Here is a 21426-nt window from a genome sequence, read left to right as displayed (position 1 = left end):
CGCGAATGCACCGGCTGGAGCGCCGCCGGCCGGATGCCGGCGGCGCTCCCGACTGCTAGGCGGACGGGCTGCAGGAGCAGCAGAACCCGCACACGCAGTTGCACGATGCGCCGACCTCGGGCATCCCGTGACCGGCGGTGAGGGACTCGACCTCCATGCCACTGTCCGCCATCTCGAAGACGTCCATGGGCAGGTCGTTGAGGTCCAGCTTGGATTCCATCTCGCTCATCTCCTTTCTCGGTGACCCTCATTCCTTCGCGAGCCCGCGGCGGTCGACCGGCGCACCCGTCCCCACGTGGGAGGGCACACGGAATCGCGAAGACTTGTGGAGCAGGGCGTCGGCGTCTACCCGCCGAGCTGCTCGGTCGCGGCGTACAGGTCGACGCTGTTCATCGTGATGTAGGTCGAGGCCATGTCCTCGCGGTGCAGGCGGATGCCGCGCGAGTCGGCGATCAGCCGGCCGCGCCGGTTGATCTGCTCGAGCATCGGCCGCACCGTCGGCTCCTCGCACGCCGCGCGCAACGAACGGCCGGTGCGCAGCTGGAACGTGCGCGCGTCCATGCCGTCCACGGTGGTCAGCGCCTGGGCGAGGAAGTGCCGCGTCAGCTGCGGCGAGGAGGCAGGGATGTCGGAGTCGAACCGGTGCGGCGCGGAGTTGAAGCGGTGCAGCCCGCCCCGGTCGTTCAGCAGGAACCGGGTGCCGATCAGGGAGTTGGCGCCGGAGCCGAACCCGATCCAGTCCATCGTGAGCTTGTAGTAGACCTCGTCGGACTCGCATCGGGGGCCGCCGAAGTAGGCGGTCGCGTACTCGCCGAAGCCGTGCCCGGCCAGCAGGTCGCGGGCGTGGGCGTACGACCGCAGCTGTTCGTCCACGTCGATCTCACTGAGCCCGCGCCGCACCTGCTTGCGCATCACCGTCCCGTTCGACGGACGGTACGGGTAGACGGAGAAGTGGTTGACCGGCAGCGTGACCGCGCGCTGGATCGTGCGCGACACCTCGTCGACGTCCTGGCCGGGGAACCCGACGATCAGATCGATGTTGATGTTGCCGAACCCGGCCTCGGCGGCCATGTCCACCGCGCGCGCCGCCTGCTCGGCGGAGTGCACCCGGCCGATGCGGCGCAGCCTCGCGTCGTCGAACGACTGCACCCCGATGCTGATCCGGTTGAACCCGGCCGCGCGGAAGAGCCGCAGCTTGACGGGGTCCATGGACTCCGGGCTGCCCTCGATCGTCGCCTCGGTCACGCCGCTGAGGTCGAACCGCGACGACAGCGCGCCGGCCACCGTCTCGATCTCGTCCGTCGTCAGGATGCTCGCCGTGCCGCCGCCCCAGTACATGATCTGCGGCCGGTAACCGAGGCCGGCCAGCGCCGGGGCGTGCGTCGTGATCTGCTCCGCGAGCGCGGCGACGTAACGCCGGCGGGGCGAGGACTCGGGGGTGAGCCGCAGGTCCGCGAGCGGCACCTCGGTCACCCAGTCGCAGAAGTGGCACTTGGAGTTGCAGAACGGCACGTTCACGTAGATCAGCAGCGGCTGCTCCGCCGGCATGGGGATCCCCTGTCCGATGGGTGGTGGTCAGACGAACCAGACCTCGGCGGATCGTTTGGTGGCCGAGACGTCCGCGAGCCGAGCGGAGCCGCCGCCGCGCCGCGCGCACAGCTCGTAGAACGCCACGTGGGAGCCGCCGAGCTCGGCGTAGTCGGCCGCGTAGCGCTCCAGCAGCCGGTCGGCGGGCTCACCGGAGATGGCGCTCGACATCAGCGACATGCTGCGCAGGAAGGACGAATCCCTGTCGGCCTCGACGTGCGCGGTGACGGTCAGCAGCACGTCGAAGTCGTGCTTCGCCGCCCAGTCGCCGAGCCCGTTCATCACGACGGGCACGTAGCCGTCGCTCAGCACGCAGCCGACGATCCGGCACGCCCCGCGGTCGGACAGGTGCTCCGGCAGGCCGTCCAGGATGGTCCAGGAGACGTCGAAGCCGTCACGGCCGCCGTCGCCGACGAACGCGAACTGCACGTCCTCCGGCACCGGCAGCAGCGGCGGGTTGGACACGATGTCGTCGAAGACCTCGCCCCGCACGACGTCGTAGAGGTCGCCGAGGCGGACGTCCATCCGGTCCGTGAGGTCGTTCATCGCGATGTTGGTACGGCACAGCGCCGCCGCCACCGGGTTGATCTCGACCGCGGTGACGCGCTCGCTGCGCAGCGCCGCCGTCAGCGCCTGCACCCCGGGCCCGGCGCACAGGTCGAGCGCGTGCCCGCCGCGGTGGGTGACCATGCGGTGGACCAGCGCGAGGGAGTCGTCGCCGAAGTACATCGTGGGGGAGGGGTGCGGGCGCTGGCACCACAACCACTGGCCCATGGGGCGCAGCAGGATGAGGTTCGGCAGCCACACCGCGCCCTGCCCGGTCTGCACCAGGCCCGCGGACGCCAGCCCCGGCAGGACGTCGGCGATCCGCGACGGCAGGTCGTCCTGCGGCACCGCCCGGCCCAGCAGGAACAGCTCCATGAGCGTGCGGAGCGGGCCGTCGATCTTGGCGGCGGTCTGGGCCCAGACGTGCGCCTGCGCCTTCTGCGGCAGGAAACACGTCAGGATCTCGCCGTAGCCGCTGCGGTCGAGCGCCGCCGCCAGCTCCCTGAGGTCGGCGGCCACGGCCGCCTCGTCGATGTCTACTTCGAGCGCGCTGCTCAGCATCCCGCCTCCGTGGGGTGTCGTGGTGTCGTCGTGTGTGGGGGCGCTAGCGCACCAGCGCGGCGACGATCTCGCGGTCGGCGCCGTCGGCCCTGGTGTGCAGCTCGAACTCGACGCCCTGGTACCGCGACCGGTTCACGGTGATGCCCTCACCGGCGTCCGCGTCCTCGGCGAGCGTGCTCGGGTCGAGGACGACGCGCTTGAGCAGCGTGCGCTGGTAGAACGTCGACAGGTAACACTCGGCCAGCCGCGCCGACAGCTCGCTGGTCGCGTATTCCGGGTAGATGCGCAGCGCGCCGCCCGGCTGGTGTTCTTTTTTCGTGTGGAACGGGTTGGGCTGCACCTTCTTGGCGATGTCGCCGCGATTGGCGATGGCGGTGACACCGCCTTCCCGGGAAATCCGGAACGAAATGTTGGGCCCGGCGGGCGGCTGCGTCTCGGCGCCGATCTCGCACAATTCAATCATCGAGTGAACGGTCGCCAGCCACGCCTCCCCGCTCAGCGCCGCCAATTTGCCGACGAAAGCCTGAAAAGCCTCCGGCCGGTCGAACGCCTGGTCCACACCCGCTCTACGCAGGGCGTTCTCCGGGTCGGCGCGCAACTCCGCGGCCACTGCGGGGTCGTTGTCGACCTCCCGCAGATATGCTGACAACGCGCGGACCCTGTCGCGATAGCGGTGTTCTGCCGACACGATTCTCCCTCGGTTTGTCGCACCGAATGTCTCGCTGTTTCGACAGTATGACTCCGCCGCGACACCCGACAAGAAATCCGAACCCGCTGACCAGATCCGTGTTTTCGGTATTCCGTCCACTACACCCGGATCGGAATTCCCGCAAGCGGGCTGACCGACAATTCCGCGCACGTCCGCTCGAGCCGGCCGGGGTCGGCGGACAGCCGGAGGCGGGGGACGTGCACGGCGAGCGCGCCGAGCGCCACCCGCAGCTCCATCCGGGCGAGCGCCATCCCCAGGCACGCGTGCGGCCCCCGGCCGAACGCCAGATGCCGGGCCGTGCGCCCGTTCACCGGCCGGTCGGGGTCGCGGTTGGCCGCCGCGATGGACGGGATCACCAGGGCGCCGGCGGGCAGCCGCACCCCGTCCAGCTCCACCGGCTCCGTGGTGCGGCGCAGCAGCGTGCGGTCGCCCGGCGGCGCGCGGCGGAGCGTCTCCTCGACCAGGTCGCCGATCCGCGCCGGGTCGCCGGCCAGGCCGGGCAGCGGCGCCTCCAGCGCGGCCAGCAGGCAGTAGCCCAGAGCGGCCACCACCGCCGCGTGCCCGCCGAAGACGATGTTGAGCACCACGCCGAGGGTGTCGGCGTCCACCTGCGCCGCCAGCCGACGGCGCAGCTCGCCGAAGGCCGCCGCCCGCTCCCCGGCGGGCACCGGCGCGAGCGTGAGAACGGTGGCCATCGGGCTCAGGTCGTCCGCCGGCAGGCCCACCAGCTGCCCGACGAACAGGCCGAGCACCCGGTGCGAGAACGGCTCCGCGAACGCGTTCACGAACTCGGCCCGCGGCGGGATGCGCGCGGCCAGCTCGGCCGCGATCTTCTCGGCCTGCGGCCTGAGCCGCTCCACGTGGGCGGTCCCGGTGTGGGCGACCACACGTCTGCGCAGCCTGTCGTGCTCCGGCGGGTCCGTGTTGAGCAGGACGCCGCCGTCGTCCTGCGCGGCGGCGGCCGCCCGGCTGAACCGCGCGTCGGTGAGCACCGCCGCCACGTCCGCGTACCGCGTCACCAGCCAGGCCGGGCCGTACGGCGAGTCGACCCGCGCCACCGGGCACTCCGCGCGGAGCCGTTCGTAGCCGGGGTGGACGCCGAGCGGGTGCGGGCGGTGCAACGGGTAGCGCGTCACTGCTCTCTCACCTCGATGGCCAGCTCCACGGCGCGTTCGCCGTCGGGCAGCGCCTCGGTCACCTCCAGGTCGCCGGCCGCCCGCGCCACGATCCGGTCGAACTCCAGCACCGAGGCCCAGCTGCCGAAGTCGACGAACACCGGCTTGTGCCGCTTGTCGAAGGCGAGCCCGTCCCTGCGCACCTGACGGTCGCGCATCCGCACGAAGCAGCGGCGCGGGAGGCCGGTGGCGCGCAACCAGGCGTGCAGGGCGACGAGATGATCGGCGTCGTCGGCACCCCGCCTGGGCGCGGTGGCCGGGCCGACCGTCCACTGGGCTCGGGCGAGGGTGACGCGCCCGAGGTCCAGGCGCGGCCCGGCGTCACGCCGGATCGCCGGGAGCGTCGGATGCGTCAGGTGCGTCGTGCCGAACGCCTCCACCAGCAGGCGTGCCGGCGGCGGCAGGAGCGTCTCGGACATCATGCCGGCGTGCACGGGAACGACCCGCCTGCCCGCCCGCGGCCACCACAGATCCACGACGCCTCGGGCGGGATCGTGCCGGACCTCCAGCTCGGTGAGCGGGATGCGGCGCTCGGGCGGCGCCTGGCCCACCGCGCCCGGGTATTCGAGCTCCCATGCGGTGGCGGGAGCGTGCAGGTTGAGCGTGTGCCCGAAGACGCCTGGCAGCTCGGCGGCCAGGTGGTCGGGGCGGCTCGGGGGCCGATGGTGCGGCAGGAGCCGCGTCCAGCGGGTGATGCCCCGCCCGTGGCCGCCGTGCGCCGCGTTGAGCACCAGCCGCAGGCCGTCGTCGCCGACGTACGGCTGGACGTAGCAGGTGACCGGCCCGGGATCGCGGACCCACGCGGGCAGCCCGCGTACCAGCGCCTCGGCCTGCCCTTCGCGCAGCGCCGCGACCGCTTCCTCCCGCAGCTCGCGCAGGCGGCGCAGCCGGGGATCGGCCGCGTCCGCGAGCGGATCGGGGCTTTCCAGGAAGTCCGCATGCAGCGGGGACCCCGGCGGCGCGTCCGCCGCCCGCGCGTACACCGCCGGCAGCGGGGTGCGCGAGCCCGGCCCGAACCAGTCGCGGACCCGGTCGGCGAGGGTGAGCCGGAGCGGCAGCATCGGATCGTGCACGGCCAGCCAGCGCCGCACCAGCTCCAGATCGTCCAGCGCCGGCCGCCACCACGGCAGCGCACACCGCACCGGCCCCCCGATCGCCGTCTCCCGCAACACCCGCCGGCGCAGGTCGGGGAGCGGCATCGTCGCCAGCCCCAGCGAGGGAAGCGCGCCCTCCATGGCCCTGGCCACGCCGGCACATGCCGACGCGGCGGGGTCGCCGGTGCCGAGCGCGCTCGTGCCGCCGTCCAGTGCCCGCTGGACGCGGCGCAGCGGCTCGGCCGCGGCGTCGTCGGCCGCCCAGTCCGCGAGGTCGGCGAACGGGCGGGCCGACTGGCCGGGCACCGGCACGACGGCCTCGGCGAGCCCGCCGCGCACCAGGCCGGTCAGCGCGCGGTCGGCCCGCGCCGGGTCGTCCGCGAGCTTGCCGGCCACCACGTCCCACCGGGCGCCCCCTTCGGCCCGCAGCAGCTCGACCAGGGTGTCCAGCGCCGGGGTCCGCGCGATCGTGCGCGTCCGCCCGTCCGGGCCGACCACGAGCAGCCCGTCCTCCGACACGTACGTCGCCGGCGACAGGCGTACCACCCGCGCGGCGGCCACACCCGGCCGGCGCGCCAGCACCGACTCGACCAGCGCGCGCAGCCCCACGTCGGCCTCCACCACCACGTCCGGCGGCGCGTCCGGCACCTGCCAGGCCGCGCCGTCGGCGCCGTCCGTGGCCCACCTGACCTCGTGGACGGTCGTGAACGTGCTGAACGGGCTCGTCTTCGCCGCCGTCCGCGTCACGTAACGCACCAGGCTCGCCAGCGTCCCCGCCCGAGGCCGCCGCTCCGGATCGGCGAGCCATTTCTCCAGGTCGGCGGAGAGGTCGGGGCTGGCGTGCGCGAGTCCGTGCCGCACCGCCGGGACGGCGGCCGTCTCACGCAACGCCGCCCATCCAGCCCGCGCCTCCCGGGCGAGCACCTCGGGCAGCTCGGCATGCGCGCGAGCCCGCTCCTCCCACAGCGCGACCCACTCCCGTACGGGACCCGCCAGCGCGGCGGGCAGCGCCTCGACCCGTTTCGGGCGGCGCAAGCCGTGCACGTCCCGCCGGATCGCCACCAGGACCGGCTTGTCGGCGCCGGCGGCCCCGATCACCTCGTACAACGCCTCGGACAACACCGCCGCCCGCCGGGTCAGCTCCGCCGTGAGCTCGACGATCCGGGCGGCCAGCGCGGTGGACTCAGGGCAGGCGAGCGCGTCCAGCGCCGACATCGGCAGCCCGCCGACCCGCGCGATCGCGTGGTTCACCGCCTTCATGGGAACGGATGGGGGTCGGGGTTGAGGTCGGCATGGGTGCGCACCGGCATGCCACGCCCCTTGACCACGGCGGGGTCGAGCAGCCGGGGCAGGCCCCACGTGCGGCGGTTCCGCTCCCCGAACGTCATCGGCACCGTGCCCGGCACCAGGACCTTGACGCAGCGCAACCCGCCCGCCTCGTGCTCCGGCGTCGTCAGGTCGACCACGATCACGTCGAGGCCCGCGTCCGCGAGCCGGCCGATCAGGAACCTCAGGTCGTCGGTCAGGTCCCCGTGCCCGAACCCGGCGGGCGGCGGGCCGAAGGCCACCCGGTCCGTGCCCTCGGTGAGGAACGCCAGCCGTCGCGCGGCCGACCGTACCCCGTACACCAGGTAGTGGTCGATCATCGACAGCACCCGGTCGCCGTCGGCGGCCAGCGCGCGCGCCCGCTCGGCGTGCTGCGGGAAGTGGTCGCGCACGGTCGGCACCATCGGGCCGAGCTCGGCCAGCGCCGCCGCGGCGGCTCCTTCGAGACTCGTGCCGGCGGCGGCCGCGCTGATCGTGGCGGGCTCGCCGGCGGGGACGCGGGCCAGCGCCCACACGCAGGGCACGCCGTGGTCGGGGGTGACGTCGTGGCACTCGACCAGGTAGCCCGTCTCGGCGGTGATCGCGGCCGCCACCGTCGGGACCTGGGGATCGGCGGCCGTCCGCAGGTCGATGCGGGGCGCGCGGGCGCGGGTGTACCAGGTCAGCAGGAACGCGTCACGCTCCAGCACCTCCAGGACGCCGTGGAAGATCGCCTCCTCCAGGCACGACCCGAGCGCGCAGCCGTTGGCCAGCTCGTAGCAGAACGGCTGGTCGTCGGCGGACTCGCCGTAGTGGACGCTCCGCTCCGGCACCAGCACGGGGCCGCCGGCGGCGAAGGAATGCCCCCACACCCACCGGCACACCGCGTCCTCCGTGAACGGCCGGTACGGGAAACCCGGCCTGGCGTAGTGCTCGGGCGGGTGCAGCCCCAGCGCGCGCGGATCCACCGCACGATCGTGTACGGCCGCGTAACTCGCCCGCACGACCGGGCGCCTGCCGCCCGGCCCCACCGCGCCGTACCGCTCCAGGGCCTCCAGCAGCGCGACGGCCGCGCTGCGCCGGTAGCTGCGCGAACGGCCGAAACCCGGCTCGAACGCCGTCTTCCCCCGTAACCTGATCGGCGCGCCCGCGACGGCGAGCGAGCCGAGGGCGGCGGGGTTGAGCGAGTGGACGAGGCCGGTGTGGTCGTCGACGTAGACCCGGGTCAGCCGGTCGAGCTCGCGTTCGGCGTCCCACACCCGATGCCGGTCCGGAGCGCTCTTCGGCCGCGGCCGCAACACGACGCGCGCCCGCTCAGGCCCGTCCTCCGGCAACCCCCCACACCGCGGACAGAAGGGGTCGGGCAGGAACGCATGACGCCTCACCCCGAGATCCGCCAGATCGACCAGCAGAACCCCCTGCCGCACCAACACGCCCGGTCCATCCGCGAGACCGGCCCCCGGGGGAACGCCGGGGGCATGGTGGAGCACCTGACCGGAGGACTCACCGACCACCGCGCCGCCCCCTCGCCCGGGCACCCCGGCGGAATCACCCACCCCCGCCGGGTCGCCCACTCCGGCGGAGTCGGACACCACGGCCGTCACCAGTGCGGACACCGTGTCGAGCGCCGTCGGCGCGAGCAGTGGTGACGCCGCGCCGGTCAGGCTTTCGCCGTGCCGGCGCCACACCGCCGCGCGTTCCGCCGACCGTGCGGCGGCGCGGTGCCTGCGCAGCTCCAAGCAGTCGGAGCACCCCGGCAGTCCCGGCCGTTCGAGGGGTCCGATCCGTACGCGTCCCATTTCGGCCACCACGGGCAGCACCGCCCCGCCCGCCGCCCGAGCGGCCACGATCACCCCGAAATCCGGCGAGTCGGAGACCGCCAGCGTCAGGCCCGCCTCGATCCCCGCCGCCAGATCCGACAGCCGACCGGCCAGCACCCCACGCCCGACGAGCCCCCTCGAACCGGCCGGGACGCGTGCGGACCTCGACGCGACCCCCGGCGAACCCGGGAAGGCGGATGCGCGCCCCACCACTACAGCGCCATGGAGCGCTCGACGTGCATGGGCTGCCCGGGCTCCATGAGCTCGTCGAACGCCTCGAACACCTCGGCGGCGGCGTGGCTGATCCAGTCCGGCTCCGGCACCGTCCTCGGTTCGAACGCCCGCTGGACCGTCACCATCACGCATCGCGCCAATTCGGAGGAACGCAACCCCTCCTGCTGCGGGCCCGCCGAGAAAGCCATTCCGCGCAGCATTTCGCAGGTGGCCGTCCGCATGATGTGCGGATCCACCTCGGGGCAGAGCAAATGATGTCTCCGGAGCGCTCCTAGATATCGGTACATCAATTCTTTGCCCGCCGCCAGCCGAGACAGAATGACCGGCGACTTCTCCGGGCGCAACGATCCCAGAGTCAGCCGGTCGTCAATAAGTAAAGCTTTCAACAATGGCCGTTCGGTGATTATCCGCATCAGATTGACCGCGGTCCGGTGGGCGAGCACCTGGATCGGGTCGCGCCTGACGTGGTCGACGGCGGCCCACGCCAGGACGGTGAACTCCCGGTCGAAGACGTCGTAGAAGATCTCGTCCTTGGTGTTCCAGTGCAGGTAGACGCTGCTTTTGGAGACGCCCGCCCGGCTCGCGATCTCCTCGACGGTCACCCGCCGGTATCCCCGTTGGCTCAGCAGCTCCGCTGACGCGTCGATGATGCGATCCACTCGTTCGGCGTTGCCTCGCGCCGGCACCGTCACGCGTTTTCCCCCCGAGTCCCCGCATCGGCACACGAACAGATACGGCTGATCATCACGCCTCCCAGCGGCGCCGTACGCCTGTCAGTGATCTCCCCGTGCGCTCGCCACCATAACGAGACGGTCACGCGAGTGTCAAGGAAAAATAGATCGTCAACGCCCTCCGGTGAGCGTCTGATCAATGGCCTGACCAGTGCGTTCACCGTATATCGCATGGTTTGTCATGCCGCCCGTTCAGGACAGGCCCCGAGCAATTACCTCGGCAAATCATGAACACTTCTCACTGCGCCGGCCGAAGCCGATAGGCAGTGCGTAAAAAGGCGGTCACGCCGCGGGCACCGCGTAGGCGGTGCCGCAGAAGTACCGGTTGAGCGCGTCGATGGCGGCGAAGATGAGCGGTGCGACCGCCGGGTCCTTGCGCTGGACGTTCATCGATATGGTCATCCGGCGCTCGCCAGACCCGTCGGCGAACGCCAACGTCTGGTAGCCGGGGACGGAGCCGGTGGCGCCCCACATCACGCCGCAGGTCAGCCCGGCCGCCTCCAGCCCGAGCCCGTAGTACGGGAAGACGGGCGCCTGCGGCGTCCCCACCCCCTCCCGCATCCGGCGCAGCGACTCCTCACCGACCAGCCGCCCGCCGAACAGCGCCTGGTAGAAGCGGTTCATGTCCCGCGCGTCCGACACCAGCCCGTACGCGGCCCACGCGAACGACGGGTTCAGCTCCGTGATGGGCCGCAGTGCCCCGGGAGCGGCGGGATCGACGCCGCCGGGCAGGTGGTAGCCGGTGGCGTGCGGCCCGCGGATGACCGGGTCGGTCAGCGGCAGGTAGGAGTGGCTCATCCCCGCGGGCCGCAGGACCCGCCGCGACACCTCGGTGGCCAGGGGGTGACCGGTGACCCGCTCCACCAGCAGGCCGAGCACGATGTAACCGGCGTTGGAGTAGGCGAACCGCCGCCCCGGCTCGCTCACCGGGCCCAGCTCCTCGGCGTACCCGACGAGCTGCTCCGGGCGGTACGTGCGCCCGCCGTACACCATGGGGTCCTCGAACTCCGGGTGGGCGACGTAGTCGGCCAGGCCGCTGGTGTGGTTCAGCAGCTGCCGTACGGTGATGCGGTCGGCTCCCGCGACGACGCCGGGCAGCCAGGCGCCCACCGGCCGGTCCAGGCTCAGCCGGCCCTCCTCGACGAGTTGCAGCACGATCGTGGCGATCACCGACTTGGTGAGGCTCGCCACCCGGAACCGCCCGTGACGCGGCACGGCCTCGCCCGTCCGGAGGTCACCGACGCCGCTCGTGGCGATCCAGTGGCCGTCCGCGTCGTCGACACGCGCCAGCACGCCGGGGGCGCCGGCCGCCACCATCGTGTCCAGCGCCTCCTGGACCAGAGCACGATCGCCCGCCGACACCACGCCGGCCTGCGACGGCGCCGCCACCGTCAGCACGCCCGCCATCAGGCACGCGAGCACCCCTGCCCGCCACCGAACACGCATGGCCACAGCCCTCTCCTCCAGAGATCGAGAACGCTTCACATCCTCCGGTCTCGTCGGAGCGCTGCCATCGGCACCGCTGAGGAACCTGAACTGCCCCTTCCGTCGCAGCCGGCCCGACGGACGTGCGACCGGGGTATGACACGGCCCGCGCTGGAGGACCGCGCCGATCGGCTCGACCGAGAGGCCGGTGGGCTCGTGTCACCGTACGGCGACGATCGCCGCCGTACGCCGCTCCAGGACGACGGCGGGAACGGCCGGCAGCGGGCGTCTCAGGAGACGCTCTGCTGCACGAAGTAGACGATCAGCGAGGCCAGGATGCCGGCGACGTACTGCAGGATCGCCGACGTCCTGATCGGCAGCGTCCGCAGCGCGGCGAAATAGGTGTACGCCGTGATGTCGGCCTCGGCAGCGCCGTGGCGGCTGAGCGCCTCGGACGGAGGGTCGCTCGGCGCCATCAGCGGCGCGATGACCTCGTCGAGGTGACGGCGGACCATGCGCGAGAGAGTCACGTACGGCTGGACGCCCACGTACAGCGCGATGGCCGCCGCCACCACCGGGAAGCCGAGCAGGAAGGCGTACAGGTACGGCCCGGGATTCTGGTAGGCCAGCACGATCGCCGCCGCTTCGATGGTGACGACGCCCAGCGCCATGGCCGCGGAGACCAGCGCGTAGCAGTGGCACAGCCGCACGATCGCGAACGTCCGGGCGGGGTCGATCCACGCCAGGCGCAGCCGGGTGTATTTGCGCAGCCGCAGCGGCAGGTCGGCCACCGTGATGAGCCAGTAGAGCGTGACGCCGCCCAGGAAGCCGAGCCAGCAGGTGTGCACGTACACGGCCGCGTTCGGCTCGATGACGTCGCCGGGCTGGACCGCGGTGAGAACCAGGATCGACGCCGAGACGGCGGCCCCGGCGAACGCGCACAGCAGCTGGCCGCGCGCCCTCAGCCGCCGGTGGAGCCAGCGGATCAGGTCCTCCCTCTCCGGCGCGTCGGCGAGCAGGTCGGCGAGCGGTGCCACGAGCTTCTCGGCGTGGTTCCAGGCGCCCCAGGCGAGGCCGAGCGCGGTGACGCAGACGAGCGTGGCCGCCACGGTGTACAGGGTGGTCCGCGTGTTGTGGAACGCCTGGTCGGGCGCGACGAACACGAGCACCAGGTCCACGAGGTACGGCCAGGAGGCCATCACCAGCACGGACACGCTCGCGGTGAACCAGTTGACCCTGGTGCGCGACAGGAGCACGGCCACCCGCCGCGCGAGCCACACGATCAAGGCCTCCCGATACCCCCGCGCCAGGGCCTCGGCGAGGCGACCGGCGTAGTCGGGGACGACACCTTCGGCCCGATCAGGTCGTACAGGCACTTCCACCGTGTCGCCGGACATATAGCCACCTCGAATAGGGGAACCGCGGAGGGGACGCTCACGTCGCCCTCCAGTATCGCGCGCCGATGATCTCCAATGCAGCGCGACCGACGAGGATCCCATCCCCGCGCCGATATCCGGGCCACCCCTCTCCAGCCCCGACACGCCTGTGTCAGCCGGCGGCTGACACGGCTTTGACGTGATGACCTCGCCGCCCCAGACGACGCAGAGCCTTGGGCGCCCGGCAGCACCGGGCGGACTGTCGGAGATGATCTCTATGGTGCCCCGCATGACGTCTTCATCTAGTGCCGCAGAAGCGGTCTCATGACGGCCTGGGCGCAGGTCCGCGACCTCATCACCGCGTGCGACGCCCGCGGTCTGGCCGACCTCGTGATCAGCCTGTCCGACGACGATCGCGCCGACGTCGCCCGGCGGCTGCCGGACCTGCGCAGAGACCTGCGCGAGGCCGCCGGCCGCCGGGAGCGCTGGTCGTTCGACGAAGGGGAGTGGGAGGAGGCGACGGATGGCATCGGCGGGCACGGCGAGGTGCTGCGCATCGCCGGGGCGGGCGTGCTGACCGGTCCCGCCGCCGCGGTCGCCTGGCTGACCCGGCGTGAGTTCGCCGGCCGCTGGGCCAAGGTCGACGAGGTGATCCGCGTGCTGACCGCGCGCCCGGCCGCCTGGCAGGCCGACGTGGCCGTCCGGCTGGCCAGGAAGATCCGCGCCGCCGACGACCGCAACGCCTCGCTGGCGCTGGCGCTGCTACGGGCCTGCGGGGCCCCGCCGCCCGAGCACGACCCGCTCGTGACCGCCTGGCTCAGCGCCCGGCCGGCCGCCGACGACCCGCTGATCGGCCCGCTGCTGCCGCGGATCTTCGAGGCCGAGGGCGCCGGCCGCGTGCTGCGCGAGGAACGCCTGGAGCCCGTTCCCACCCGCTGGTTGTCCCTGCTGCGGCAGCTGCAGGCGAGCGGCCGGGTGTCGCGCGCGGAGCTGCTGGACGGCTGCCTGCGCCGGTTCCTGCGCGGCGGGGACGCGATCGGCCTGCGCTTCTTCGTCCGGCTGCACCGGATGCTCGACCCGACGCCGCAGGAGGCCGCCGCCCGCGTCCGCGACTACCTGCGGCTGCTGCCCGCCGCTCCCGGCACGGTCGCCGAGCTCGCGCTCGCCCAGGTGAGGCACGGCGGCCCGCACGAGGAGGCCGAGGTCGTCGAGGCGATCGGCGCGCTGACCTTCCGCCCCGAGACCAAGCTCGCCATGGAGGGCCTGCGCTGGCTGGAGCGGGAGGTGCCGCGCCTGCCGAACGCCGCCGAGCTGGCGCCCGCGCTCGCCACCGCGTTCGCGCACGCGTCCTACGAGGTCCAGGGCCGGGCGGCCCGGATCGCGCTCAAGCACGCCGCGGCCTTCGCCCCGGCCGCCGAGACCGTCGCCGAGGCCGTACCGATGTTGCCCGCGGCGCTCGGAACGCGCGTGGCGGCCGTGTACGGCGGGGAGGCGGCGGCCCAGGAGCGGCGCGAGGTGTTCACCCCGCCGCCGCTGCCCCCGCCGTCGGCGCCCGAGCCGTTCCCGGAACCCACCCTGGACGTGCCCTGGAACATGTACCAGTGGCCCGACTACGAGCGCTGGCTGGCCGCGTTCGTACGGCAGGCGGCCGGCGACCGCGAGGAGATGCGGCCGGCGCTGGCCGCGAACTACGGCGGCGACCAGTCCTACCTGTTCCAGCGCGAGAGCTGGGACGACACCCGGTCGTGGTTCACCGCCCTGGCGCTGGAGGTGCTGACGCCCGGCACCGACCCCGGCCCGCCCGAGCCCGAGCCGTTCGACCCGTGGGCCGGGGCGAGCTTCCGGGTGCGCGTCAAACCCGTGCTGGACGGCGACGACCAGAGCGGGGAGGAGGAACGGGCGGAGGAGGAGGGCGAGCCGCAGCGGGCGTTCGACGACGTGCCCGAGCACGTTCGCGAGGAGATCTTCGAGCAGTTGCTGGGGATCGGCGTGTCCAAGGAGCGGGTGGCGGCCATGCGCGACGGGCTGCGCGTCCCGCCGCCGGGGCCGGGTGAGCCGCGCGGTTTCCGCGTCCGCATCGGTTACGTCGGGCACCGGCGGCCGTTCATGAAGCCCGAGCCGCCCGACCCGGCGGTGGAGCGGCGCCGCAGACGGCGCCTGCCGCAGCCGTCGCTGATCTCGCCGCCGCACCAGTTCGTGGTGCACCGGCTCAGCGAGATCTACGAGGCGCTGCGGGACGGGACGCTGCCGCCTCTGCTGCTGGCCACCCCCACCCTCATGACCGGCCACCTCGACCCGGACGTCCTGGTGGACCGGCTGGCGGAATGCGCGGCCGCGGGCGCCGAACCGCTGCCCGCCGACCTGGCGCAGGCACTGGTGCGCCTGCCCCGAGGCCGCCACCCGGAGGCCGCCGAACGAGCCGCGCGTCTCGGCTCGCGGGCCGCCGCGACCGCCGCCGCCTGGCTGGCGGGGGAGGGGCTGCCCGACCCGGAGACAGGCGTGCGCTGGACCTACCTCGACGGCGCCACCGACCGGTTCTTCGACGAGCAGGAGCCGGAGCACCCCCAGTGGGAGATCCGGCTGGTGGCGAAGGTACGGGCCGAGCCGACCGGCCACGAACTGCTCGACGAGCTGCTGCGCGAACCGTCGCGCTGGCGCTGGGACGAGCACGGCCGTGAGACGGGCTGGTGGCCGGCGGTCCTGCCGTCGCACCGGGAGGTCGTGGCCACCAACTACCTGCCGTTCCTGCTCTACCCGAGGATCGCGCCGGTGTTCGTGCGGGCGCTGGCCGACGCGGACGGCCCCACAGGCGAGGCGATGGCTCTCGCCCTGGCCTACTTCGTGGCCGCCGGCCACGCGGAGGCGGCCCCGCTGCTGCTGCGGATGGCGTCCAGAGGTGATCTGCCGGCCGAAGCGGTGGGCGAACAGCTCGCGCTGCTGCTCCGCCGAGCGTCCCAGTTCCAGGAACGGGAGACGGTACGGGTGCTGACCGACGCGGCCCGGCAGGGAGCGTACGCGGAGGTCTGGCGCATCCTCACGATCCTGCTCCCCACCCTGCTGCCGAAGCCCGGCGAGCGCCCGGCCGCCGTGCACACCGAGGCGATGACCCTCGCCGCGGACACGGCCACATGGTCCGGGGCACACGGCGCGATCCCGCAGGTGACGGCGCACGCGTCAAGCGGCGGCCGCAGCCGTTTCGTACGCGAATGCACCCGCCTGCGCGACCAACTCGCCTGACGCCGACCAGAAGGTGGGACAGGAACCCAGGACTCTGTCCCACCTTCGCCCGCCGACACTCAACGAGCGGCGGAGCCTCTTGGTACCTTTCCCCCATGTCGTCATTCAGCTGCTGGGCCGGCGTCGACGTGGCCGACGGACACAGCCCAGAAGCCTTCGTCGCCGCGCTCCGTGCGGCGAGTGACGAGTTCCTCGATGGCACGCCCGTGCGCGTGGCGGTGGTCGGCCGCAGAGTCTTCGTCCACGCGGACTTCGCTCCGCATTTCACCGCCACCATCGCGGACCTGGTCGCGGCCTGGGGCAACCGGGCGATCACGGCCGCCGACTTCGACGAGTACGGTGTCGTGAACGAGGTGCTCGGCCCGAACGGGAAAGCGGTTCATGTCGCTTCCATCAGCGAGCACGAGGCGCCGCTGCCCGACGGCGACACCCCGCGGACCCGCCGAGCCGCCGCCGAACTGTTCGGCGTGGACCCCGCCGTGCTCGACGAGGTCTCGGCGACGTGGGCCGTCGATGGCGCCATGCCGTCCTGCCCAGGGGAGCCCTACCTCAAGTGGTGGGAAGCGCTCGGCGCGCCTTGGCCGGACGACTTCGGGGAGCGTTCGTTCGATGCCCAATAGAGATCATGGTCTGTGATCATCGACGGATGAAACGCACGAGCGTCGCGCTGGTGGTGGCCGGCCTGCTGACTGTCACGATTCCCGGCGGCGCCGTGTACGCGGCTCCCGAATCGAAGTCGCTCGACTCCGTCGTCAAAGCGATCAAGAAGCAGTTCGCGAAGAAGAGCAGCGTGCGCTTCTCCGTCAGGCGACGCGGCGGGCCCCCGCCGGCCTGGGACATCAAGGCGTACGGCGCGTACCGCTTCAACGCTCCAGGCGTGTACGCCACCGACACCACGACGATCACCCAGGAGGTGGAGGGGACAGGCCGCTCCCGCGAAATCAGCATCGGCCGGAAGTTCTACTCACAGGCCTACGTGCGTTCCAAGAACGGCAAGTACGTCTGGAAGTCGCCGTCGACGGTGGGGAAATGGACCTACGGACAGAACCTGGCCGGGGTCATCTGGGGAGAGGACCTGATCAACGGGATCAATCCCGGCTTCCTCCAGCTGGTCGCCTCTCACGGTGCGACCAGCGCCGACGGCGGGATGTTCGAGGGCGTGCGGACGACTCTCCACAGCGGCACGGTGAAGGTTCCCAAGCTGGGTGAGAGGCAGGCCGGGATGACCTTCGGGACCGAGGAGGAGGAATTCGTCTGGGGCGGGCCGATCACCTGGAAACTCTGGGTGGGCCCGGACGACCTGCCGAGACGTTTCCACGCCATCCTGCGGTTCACTCCGCCGGAGGGCGGTGACGTCGACACCATGACGATGAACATCATCTACCGGGGATGGGGAAAGCCCGTCAAGATCACGCCTCCGCCCGAGCACCTCATCACCGACGATTGGTGATCGTCGATACCGCGCCGGGTTTCGGAGCCTGCGCGAAGGCGGCTGGCGCAAGCTTTGCCTCCCGCATCGGGGAAGCGGGCCGAGCACGGGGGATCTGTGTGGCGAGGCCCCTTGGAACTGCGGAGAGCTCGCCGCTTACGCGCTTCGGTTGCCAAGGTGCCGTCCGCTGACCCATGTCTTCCCCAGGAAGGAAGGCACCGCATACGGGGAGACCGCTGATGGTACGCAAGACTCGTCTGGCTCTGGTCGTCGTGCTGGGCGTGGGGGTCGTGGCGCTGAGCGCCGCCACCCTGGGCGAGATGATGCCGGGACGGGACGGCGCCCCGGCCGGTGCCGAGATCAAGAACCCCGACGGCCGGACGGTCGGCTCGCTGCGCGTGGAGGACGCCGGGAACGGCAAGTCCAAGATCACAGTAGCGGTGAAGGGCCTGCCGGCCGGCTATCACGGCTTTCACGTGCACGCCAAAGGCGTCTGCGATCCACAGTCGAAGGACCCGGCCACGGGCAGCCCCTTCTTCAGTGCGGGCGGACACTTCGACCTCGGCTCGCATCCCCACGACGACCACACCGGGGACCTGCCCAACCTGCTCGTCGGCGCGGACGGCACCGGCACCGCCACAGTGGTGACCGATCGTTTCCGCGTGGCGCAGCTCTTCGACGGCGACGGCAGCTCCATCATGATCCACGCGCTGGCCGACAATCACGCCAACATCCCGGACCGCTACCGCAACGCGGCGGGCGAGGAAGGGCCTGACGCCGAAACCCTGAAAGCGGGCGACTCCGGCGGGCGCATCGCCTGTGGTGTGATCACCGGGAGCTAGCCGCGCGGGCCGGGACGACGGCGCGCACCTTGCCGCCCGCGCTGTGCTGGGGCGGTGCGTTCCAGACGTACGTGACCGAGGCGGTGACGGATCAACAGCTCGCTCAACCGGGCCTCGACCGTGTGCCACACGGTGTCGGGGTCGGCGCCGGGAGCCGGGTGCAGTCGCAGGCGCAGCGTCGCCGGGCCGGCCTGGACGATCTGGAACAGCTCCAGTCCGGCACCGTCTCCAGCAGCGTGGCCGGCGGCAGCGGGGCCGGCGTGACCGGTGCCCCGCCGGCCCCGGGGAAGGTGAGCAGGTCGGCCGCGCGGCCTCGGACACGGACGGCCGGGCCTGTAGCGGCCGGCCGATCCGGCCGGGATCGTCGGCGAAGGCGGCGCGTTCGCCAAGGTGATGGCGGGGTCAGTGACCCATTCGTCGAAAGCCGCCATCAGACGGCGTTTGTCGGTGACCGGCAGGGCGGTCACGTCGTCCACGCCGGAGGGCACCCCGCATTCCTGATAGAGGCGGCGACAGTAGGGGGAGTGGGTTCGCGCGTGAGAGATGAGCGCGGCCAGCCGGGCCCGCTGCCGGTCGGCCATCGCGCGCTCGCCGCCCCGCCTGGCCGCTCAGGCATCGGCCCTCAACCTCAAGAGCTTGGTCGAGAACGTCACCGAGACGCCCTTCCCCGTGCGGCCGGTACGTTCTGCAGCAGCTCGGCCAGATCGGCGGGGATCGGCATGGGCTGGGTCAGGGCCACGGCGGCGCGGCCGGTGTTGCCCTCGGGGTAGCGGCGCAACGCCGAGCCCGGCGCGGCCACGATGATCCGGATGACCTGGCCGAAGGCTTCACGCCGGTCGCGCTGAGCGACGGCCGAGGCGAACATGGCGACGTGGTTGCGCGTGTGCGGCCATGGCCAGGGCTGGGAGATGACGTGCGCGCGTTCCAGGTGCCGCCACCGGGCCTCAGGGGCGGCGGCGGTGCGGGCGGCGCGCATCTCGGCCCGGTAGGCGGCCCGCACGCGGGCGGGCATCGGGCGTCCGATCATCGGGGTACTCCTCGGTTCGTCAGGCGTTGTGGCACCGGTGGGAAGGGCGGGCGTCGCGGCGCTTGGCGCTGACACACCGGCCACCCGCACAATCAATCGCCATATCGCGATGATAGCCCGATATCGTTATATCGGCGCAAGGTAGAGCGGCGGGCGCGACGTTCTGGCCTCAAGGGGCTGGTCGCGGAGAAAGCGGAACGAGTGTCGCTTCCCGGGCGGCGGGAAGCGGGCAGGTATGGAGGGCAGGTCGCTGGTGGAGGTCGTCCGGGAGAAAGGGGTGACCGATCCCCGGCTGCTCGCCGCCGTCGCCGCCACGGCGCGCGAGGGGTTCGTGCCGCCGCCCTACGCCGCCGGCGCCGGCCTGGACGAGCCGATCCCGATCGGTCACGGTCAGCCCACCACTCAGCCGTCGCTGGTCGTCGAGATGATCGACGCGCTGCGGCTGTCGGGCGGGGAGACCGTCCTGGAGATCGGCACCGGGTACGGCTACCAGACCGCCTTGCTGGCGCGCCTGGCCCGCCTGGTGTACTCCGTGGAGCGCTACGCCGACCTGGCCGACCACGCACGGGCGAACCTCTCCGCCGCGGGCGTGACCAACGTCGAGGTGGTGGTGGGCGACGGCACGGAAGGCCTGCCGGATCACGCTCCCTTCGACGCGATCATCGTGTCCGCCGCGGCCTCGAGAGTGCCCGATCCGCTGGCCGAGCAGCTCGCCGAAGGCGGCCGGCTCGTCATGCCGATCACCACCGCCGTGGCCGACATGGTCACCCTGTACGGCAAGCAGGGCGGCCGCCTGGTGCGGCGGCGTTCACTCCTGCCCGCCAACTTCGTCCGCCTTGTCGGCGCGTACGCCTGAGCGGAGCGGTGTTCTCGACGATATCTTGTGAGACAGGATATCCTGGATGGGTGAACATCACGGAGCCCATGTTTCTGGCGATGACCGCGCTGGTGGACGAGCCCCGGCACGGCTACGGGATCGTCCAGGAGGTCGATCGGCTGTCCGAGGGGCACGTACAACTCAAGATCGGCACCTTGTACGGCGTGCTCGACCGGCTCTCGGCCGCCGGCCTGGTCGAGCTCGACCGGGAGGAGGCCCAGAACGGACGGCTGCGGCGCTACTACCGGTTGACCGATGACGGCGCCGAAGCGCTCCGGGACGAGGCCGCCAGGATGGCCGCCACCGCCCAGGCCGCCACCGCCCGCCTGCGGGCCAGGATGGCCGGAGGCGCCGCATGAGCCTGCTCGAACAGCGCTACCGCTCCGTCCTGCGTCTGCTGCCGGCCTCCTACCGAGCCGAGCGCGAGGAGGAGATGGTGGACGCGTTCATGGAGCTGTCGGGCGAGGTGCCCGACGAGGCGAACCCGCGGCCTCGGTGGGGCGAGATCGCCAGCGTGCTGTCTCTTTCCATGCGGGTGCGCCTCGGCGGCGCGGGCGCCTCTCCCCGCTTCGTCGCCTGGGGCGAGGCCGTCCGGCTCGTGGCGCTGCTCGGACTGGGCCATCAGGCTGTGGGCAGCGTCATCGAGCTCCTGAACTGGGGTCACGCGCTGGCGTTCGGCACGCACGTCGCGTGGACGGGCCCGCCGGGCTCCCTCGAAAGGCTGGTGTCGATCGCCGTCTCCGCGGCGGCTCTGTGCTCGGCTGTCGCGTTCGTAGCGATCATGCGCGGCCACGTCAGGACGGCGAAGATCACGGCGTTGATCGGCGTGGCACCCCCATTGGCCTACACGGTGATCCCGATGCTCCTGGTTGAGCGGCCGCTGTCGGAGCTCGCGACCCTGGTGTTGACGGTGGCGCCGGTGATCGCGCTCCTGATGGGCTTCCACAGCGATGTCACGCCGCGACGCCGGTCGTGGACGGTCACCCTGTCACCGGCGGCCGTCGGCCTGGCGGTGCTGGGCGGCACCTGGCTGGTCGTCGCCGTGCGACCGTACGACCAGGACTGGCCCTATTTGTGGCTGGGTTTCGGCACGACGATCCTCGTGTGGGCGGCGGGCGCCGTGGTCGTGCTCGCCCGCCGGAGCTCCCCGTCATGGGCGCTGGCCATGACGGCCACCGGGCTGCTCCTGCTGGCGGTGCGGCTGCCACTGCTCGACAACCTTCCCGAGGGCGCCTCGTGGACGATGGTCTGCGCCCAGTGCGCGGTGCTCTGGGTTCTGTCCACCGCGCTCGCCTGGGTGGGGGCGCGGGGCCTGCCGCGCGCGTCCGTGGCCGCGGCCGCCGAAACCGGTCCGATCCTCCGCGAAGGCTGACCGAGACGCTGAGTCCCGGAGTCGAGACTCCGGATAGCAAGAGTCGGGCCTGGGGGTGCAGGACCGCCGGGGTGGGAAG

The 21426-nt window shown here is 72.4% G+C and carries 19 protein-coding genes; 7 read left to right on the top strand and 12 right to left on the bottom strand.

Annotated elements, in window-relative coordinates; all coding sequences use genetic code 11:
• Nucleotides 1-55 precede the first annotated feature (55 nt).
• From C1J01_RS09250 to C1J01_RS09205, 10 genes are all read right to left on the bottom strand, one after another.
• The gene (locus C1J01_RS09250) at nucleotides 56-220 is read right to left on the bottom strand and encodes a thiomuracin/GE37468 family thiazolyl RiPP peptide (RefSeq protein ID WP_181448652.1); all 165 of its coding nucleotides are present in this window, start codon (nucleotides 218-220) and stop codon (nucleotides 56-58) included.
• A 125-nt stretch (nucleotides 221-345) separates the two neighbouring features.
• A complete protein-coding gene (locus C1J01_RS09245) occupies nucleotides 346-1548 on the bottom strand; it encodes a coproporphyrinogen-III oxidase family protein (RefSeq protein ID WP_111178101.1) in 1203 nt (400 codons plus the stop codon).
• A gap of 27 nt (nucleotides 1549-1575) precedes the next feature.
• A complete protein-coding gene (locus C1J01_RS09240; RefSeq protein WP_111178099.1) occupies nucleotides 1576-2694 on the bottom strand; it encodes a methyltransferase in 1119 nt (372 codons plus the stop codon).
• Between the two features lie 43 nt (nucleotides 2695-2737).
• Nucleotides 2738-3343, bottom strand: coding sequence for a DUF5969 family protein (locus tag C1J01_RS09235; RefSeq protein ID WP_146615520.1), 606 nt, complete (start codon nucleotides 3341-3343; stop codon nucleotides 2738-2740).
• A gap of 158 nt (nucleotides 3344-3501) precedes the next feature.
• Nucleotides 3502-4539, bottom strand: a complete 1038-nt coding sequence (locus tag C1J01_RS09230; protein WP_111178095.1) for a cytochrome P450 — start codon at nucleotides 4537-4539, stop codon at nucleotides 3502-3504.
• Nucleotides 4536-6923, bottom strand: coding sequence for a lantibiotic dehydratase (locus C1J01_RS09225; RefSeq protein ID WP_111178093.1), 2388 nt, complete (start codon nucleotides 6921-6923; stop codon nucleotides 4536-4538). Before C1J01_RS09225 ends, C1J01_RS09230 begins: the two co-directional genes overlap by 4 nt.
• 5 nt (nucleotides 6924-6928) lie before the next feature.
• Complete coding sequence (locus tag C1J01_RS09220; RefSeq protein WP_181448651.1) at nucleotides 6929-8914, bottom strand: TOMM precursor leader peptide-binding protein; 1986 nt, start codon at nucleotides 8912-8914, stop codon at nucleotides 6929-6931.
• A 95-nt stretch (nucleotides 8915-9009) separates the two neighbouring features.
• On the bottom strand, nucleotides 9010-9723 hold the full coding sequence (locus C1J01_RS09215) for a TetR/AcrR family transcriptional regulator (RefSeq protein WP_181448650.1): 714 nt from the start codon (nucleotides 9721-9723) through the stop codon (nucleotides 9010-9012).
• Nucleotides 9724-10044: 321 nt separating this feature from the next.
• Entirely contained in the window at nucleotides 10045-11208 is a 1164-nt protein-coding gene (locus C1J01_RS09210; protein ID WP_235854342.1) for a serine hydrolase domain-containing protein, read from the bottom strand.
• Between the two features lie 269 nt (nucleotides 11209-11477).
• Nucleotides 11478-12584, bottom strand: a complete 1107-nt coding sequence (locus C1J01_RS09205; protein ID WP_146615519.1) for a hypothetical protein — start codon at nucleotides 12582-12584, stop codon at nucleotides 11478-11480.
• A gap of 303 nt (nucleotides 12585-12887) precedes the next feature.
• On the opposite strand from C1J01_RS09205, the gene C1J01_RS09200 reads away from it, so the two are divergent.
• The 4 genes from C1J01_RS09200 to C1J01_RS09185 all read left to right on the top strand — a co-directional run bounded on the left by C1J01_RS09200 (nucleotide 12888) and on the right by C1J01_RS09185 (nucleotide 18071).
• Nucleotides 12888-15800: a DUF7824 domain-containing protein gene (locus C1J01_RS09200; RefSeq protein WP_111178083.1), complete on the top strand. Its 2913-nt coding sequence runs from the start codon at nucleotides 12888-12890 to the stop codon at nucleotides 15798-15800.
• 95 nt (nucleotides 15801-15895) lie between these two features.
• Nucleotides 15896-16420, top strand: a complete 525-nt coding sequence (locus C1J01_RS09195) for a hypothetical protein (protein ID WP_111178081.1) — start codon at nucleotides 15896-15898, stop codon at nucleotides 16418-16420.
• A gap of 26 nt (nucleotides 16421-16446) precedes the next feature.
• A complete protein-coding gene (locus C1J01_RS09190) occupies nucleotides 16447-17250 on the top strand; it encodes a hypothetical protein (RefSeq protein WP_111178079.1) in 804 nt (267 codons plus the stop codon).
• Nucleotides 17251-17519: 269 nt separating this feature from the next.
• Entirely contained in the window at nucleotides 17520-18071 is a 552-nt protein-coding gene (locus tag C1J01_RS09185) for a superoxide dismutase family protein (protein WP_181448649.1), read from the top strand.
• Here the strand turns inward: C1J01_RS09185 and C1J01_RS49030 are convergent.
• Nucleotides 18068-18547: a hypothetical protein gene (locus tag C1J01_RS49030; RefSeq protein WP_146615518.1), complete on the bottom strand. Its 480-nt coding sequence runs from the start codon at nucleotides 18545-18547 to the stop codon at nucleotides 18068-18070. The genes C1J01_RS09185 and C1J01_RS49030 overlap by 4 nt on opposite strands.
• A 173-nt stretch (nucleotides 18548-18720) precedes the next feature.
• Nucleotides 18721-19098, bottom strand: a complete 378-nt coding sequence (locus tag C1J01_RS09180) for a DUF3703 domain-containing protein (protein ID WP_111178075.1) — start codon at nucleotides 19096-19098, stop codon at nucleotides 18721-18723.
• Nucleotides 19099-19333: 235 nt separating this feature from the next.
• Between C1J01_RS09180 and C1J01_RS09175 the strand changes: the two genes are divergently transcribed.
• The 3 genes from C1J01_RS09175 to C1J01_RS09165 are packed head-to-tail and all read left to right on the top strand — an operon-like array spanning nucleotide 19334 to nucleotide 21347.
• A complete protein-coding gene (locus C1J01_RS09175) occupies nucleotides 19334-19954 on the top strand; it encodes a protein-L-isoaspartate(D-aspartate) O-methyltransferase (RefSeq protein WP_111178073.1) in 621 nt (206 codons plus the stop codon).
• A 50-nt stretch (nucleotides 19955-20004) separates the two neighbouring features.
• On the top strand, nucleotides 20005-20334 hold the full coding sequence (locus C1J01_RS09170; protein ID WP_235854341.1) for a PadR family transcriptional regulator: 330 nt from the start codon (nucleotides 20005-20007) through the stop codon (nucleotides 20332-20334).
• Entirely contained in the window at nucleotides 20331-21347 is a 1017-nt protein-coding gene (locus C1J01_RS09165; RefSeq protein WP_111178071.1) for a hypothetical protein, read from the top strand. The genes C1J01_RS09170 and C1J01_RS09165 overlap by 4 nt, the downstream gene beginning before the upstream one ends.
• Nucleotides 21348-21426 lie beyond the last annotated feature (79 nt).

It is taken from the genome of Nonomuraea aridisoli (assembly GCF_003236395.1).
Taxonomy (GTDB): domain Bacteria; phylum Actinomycetota; class Actinomycetes; order Streptosporangiales; family Streptosporangiaceae; genus Nonomuraea; species Nonomuraea aridisoli.
The sequence above is the reverse complement of the archived record's forward strand: the minus strand, read 5'-3'. Positions and strand labels throughout refer to the sequence as shown.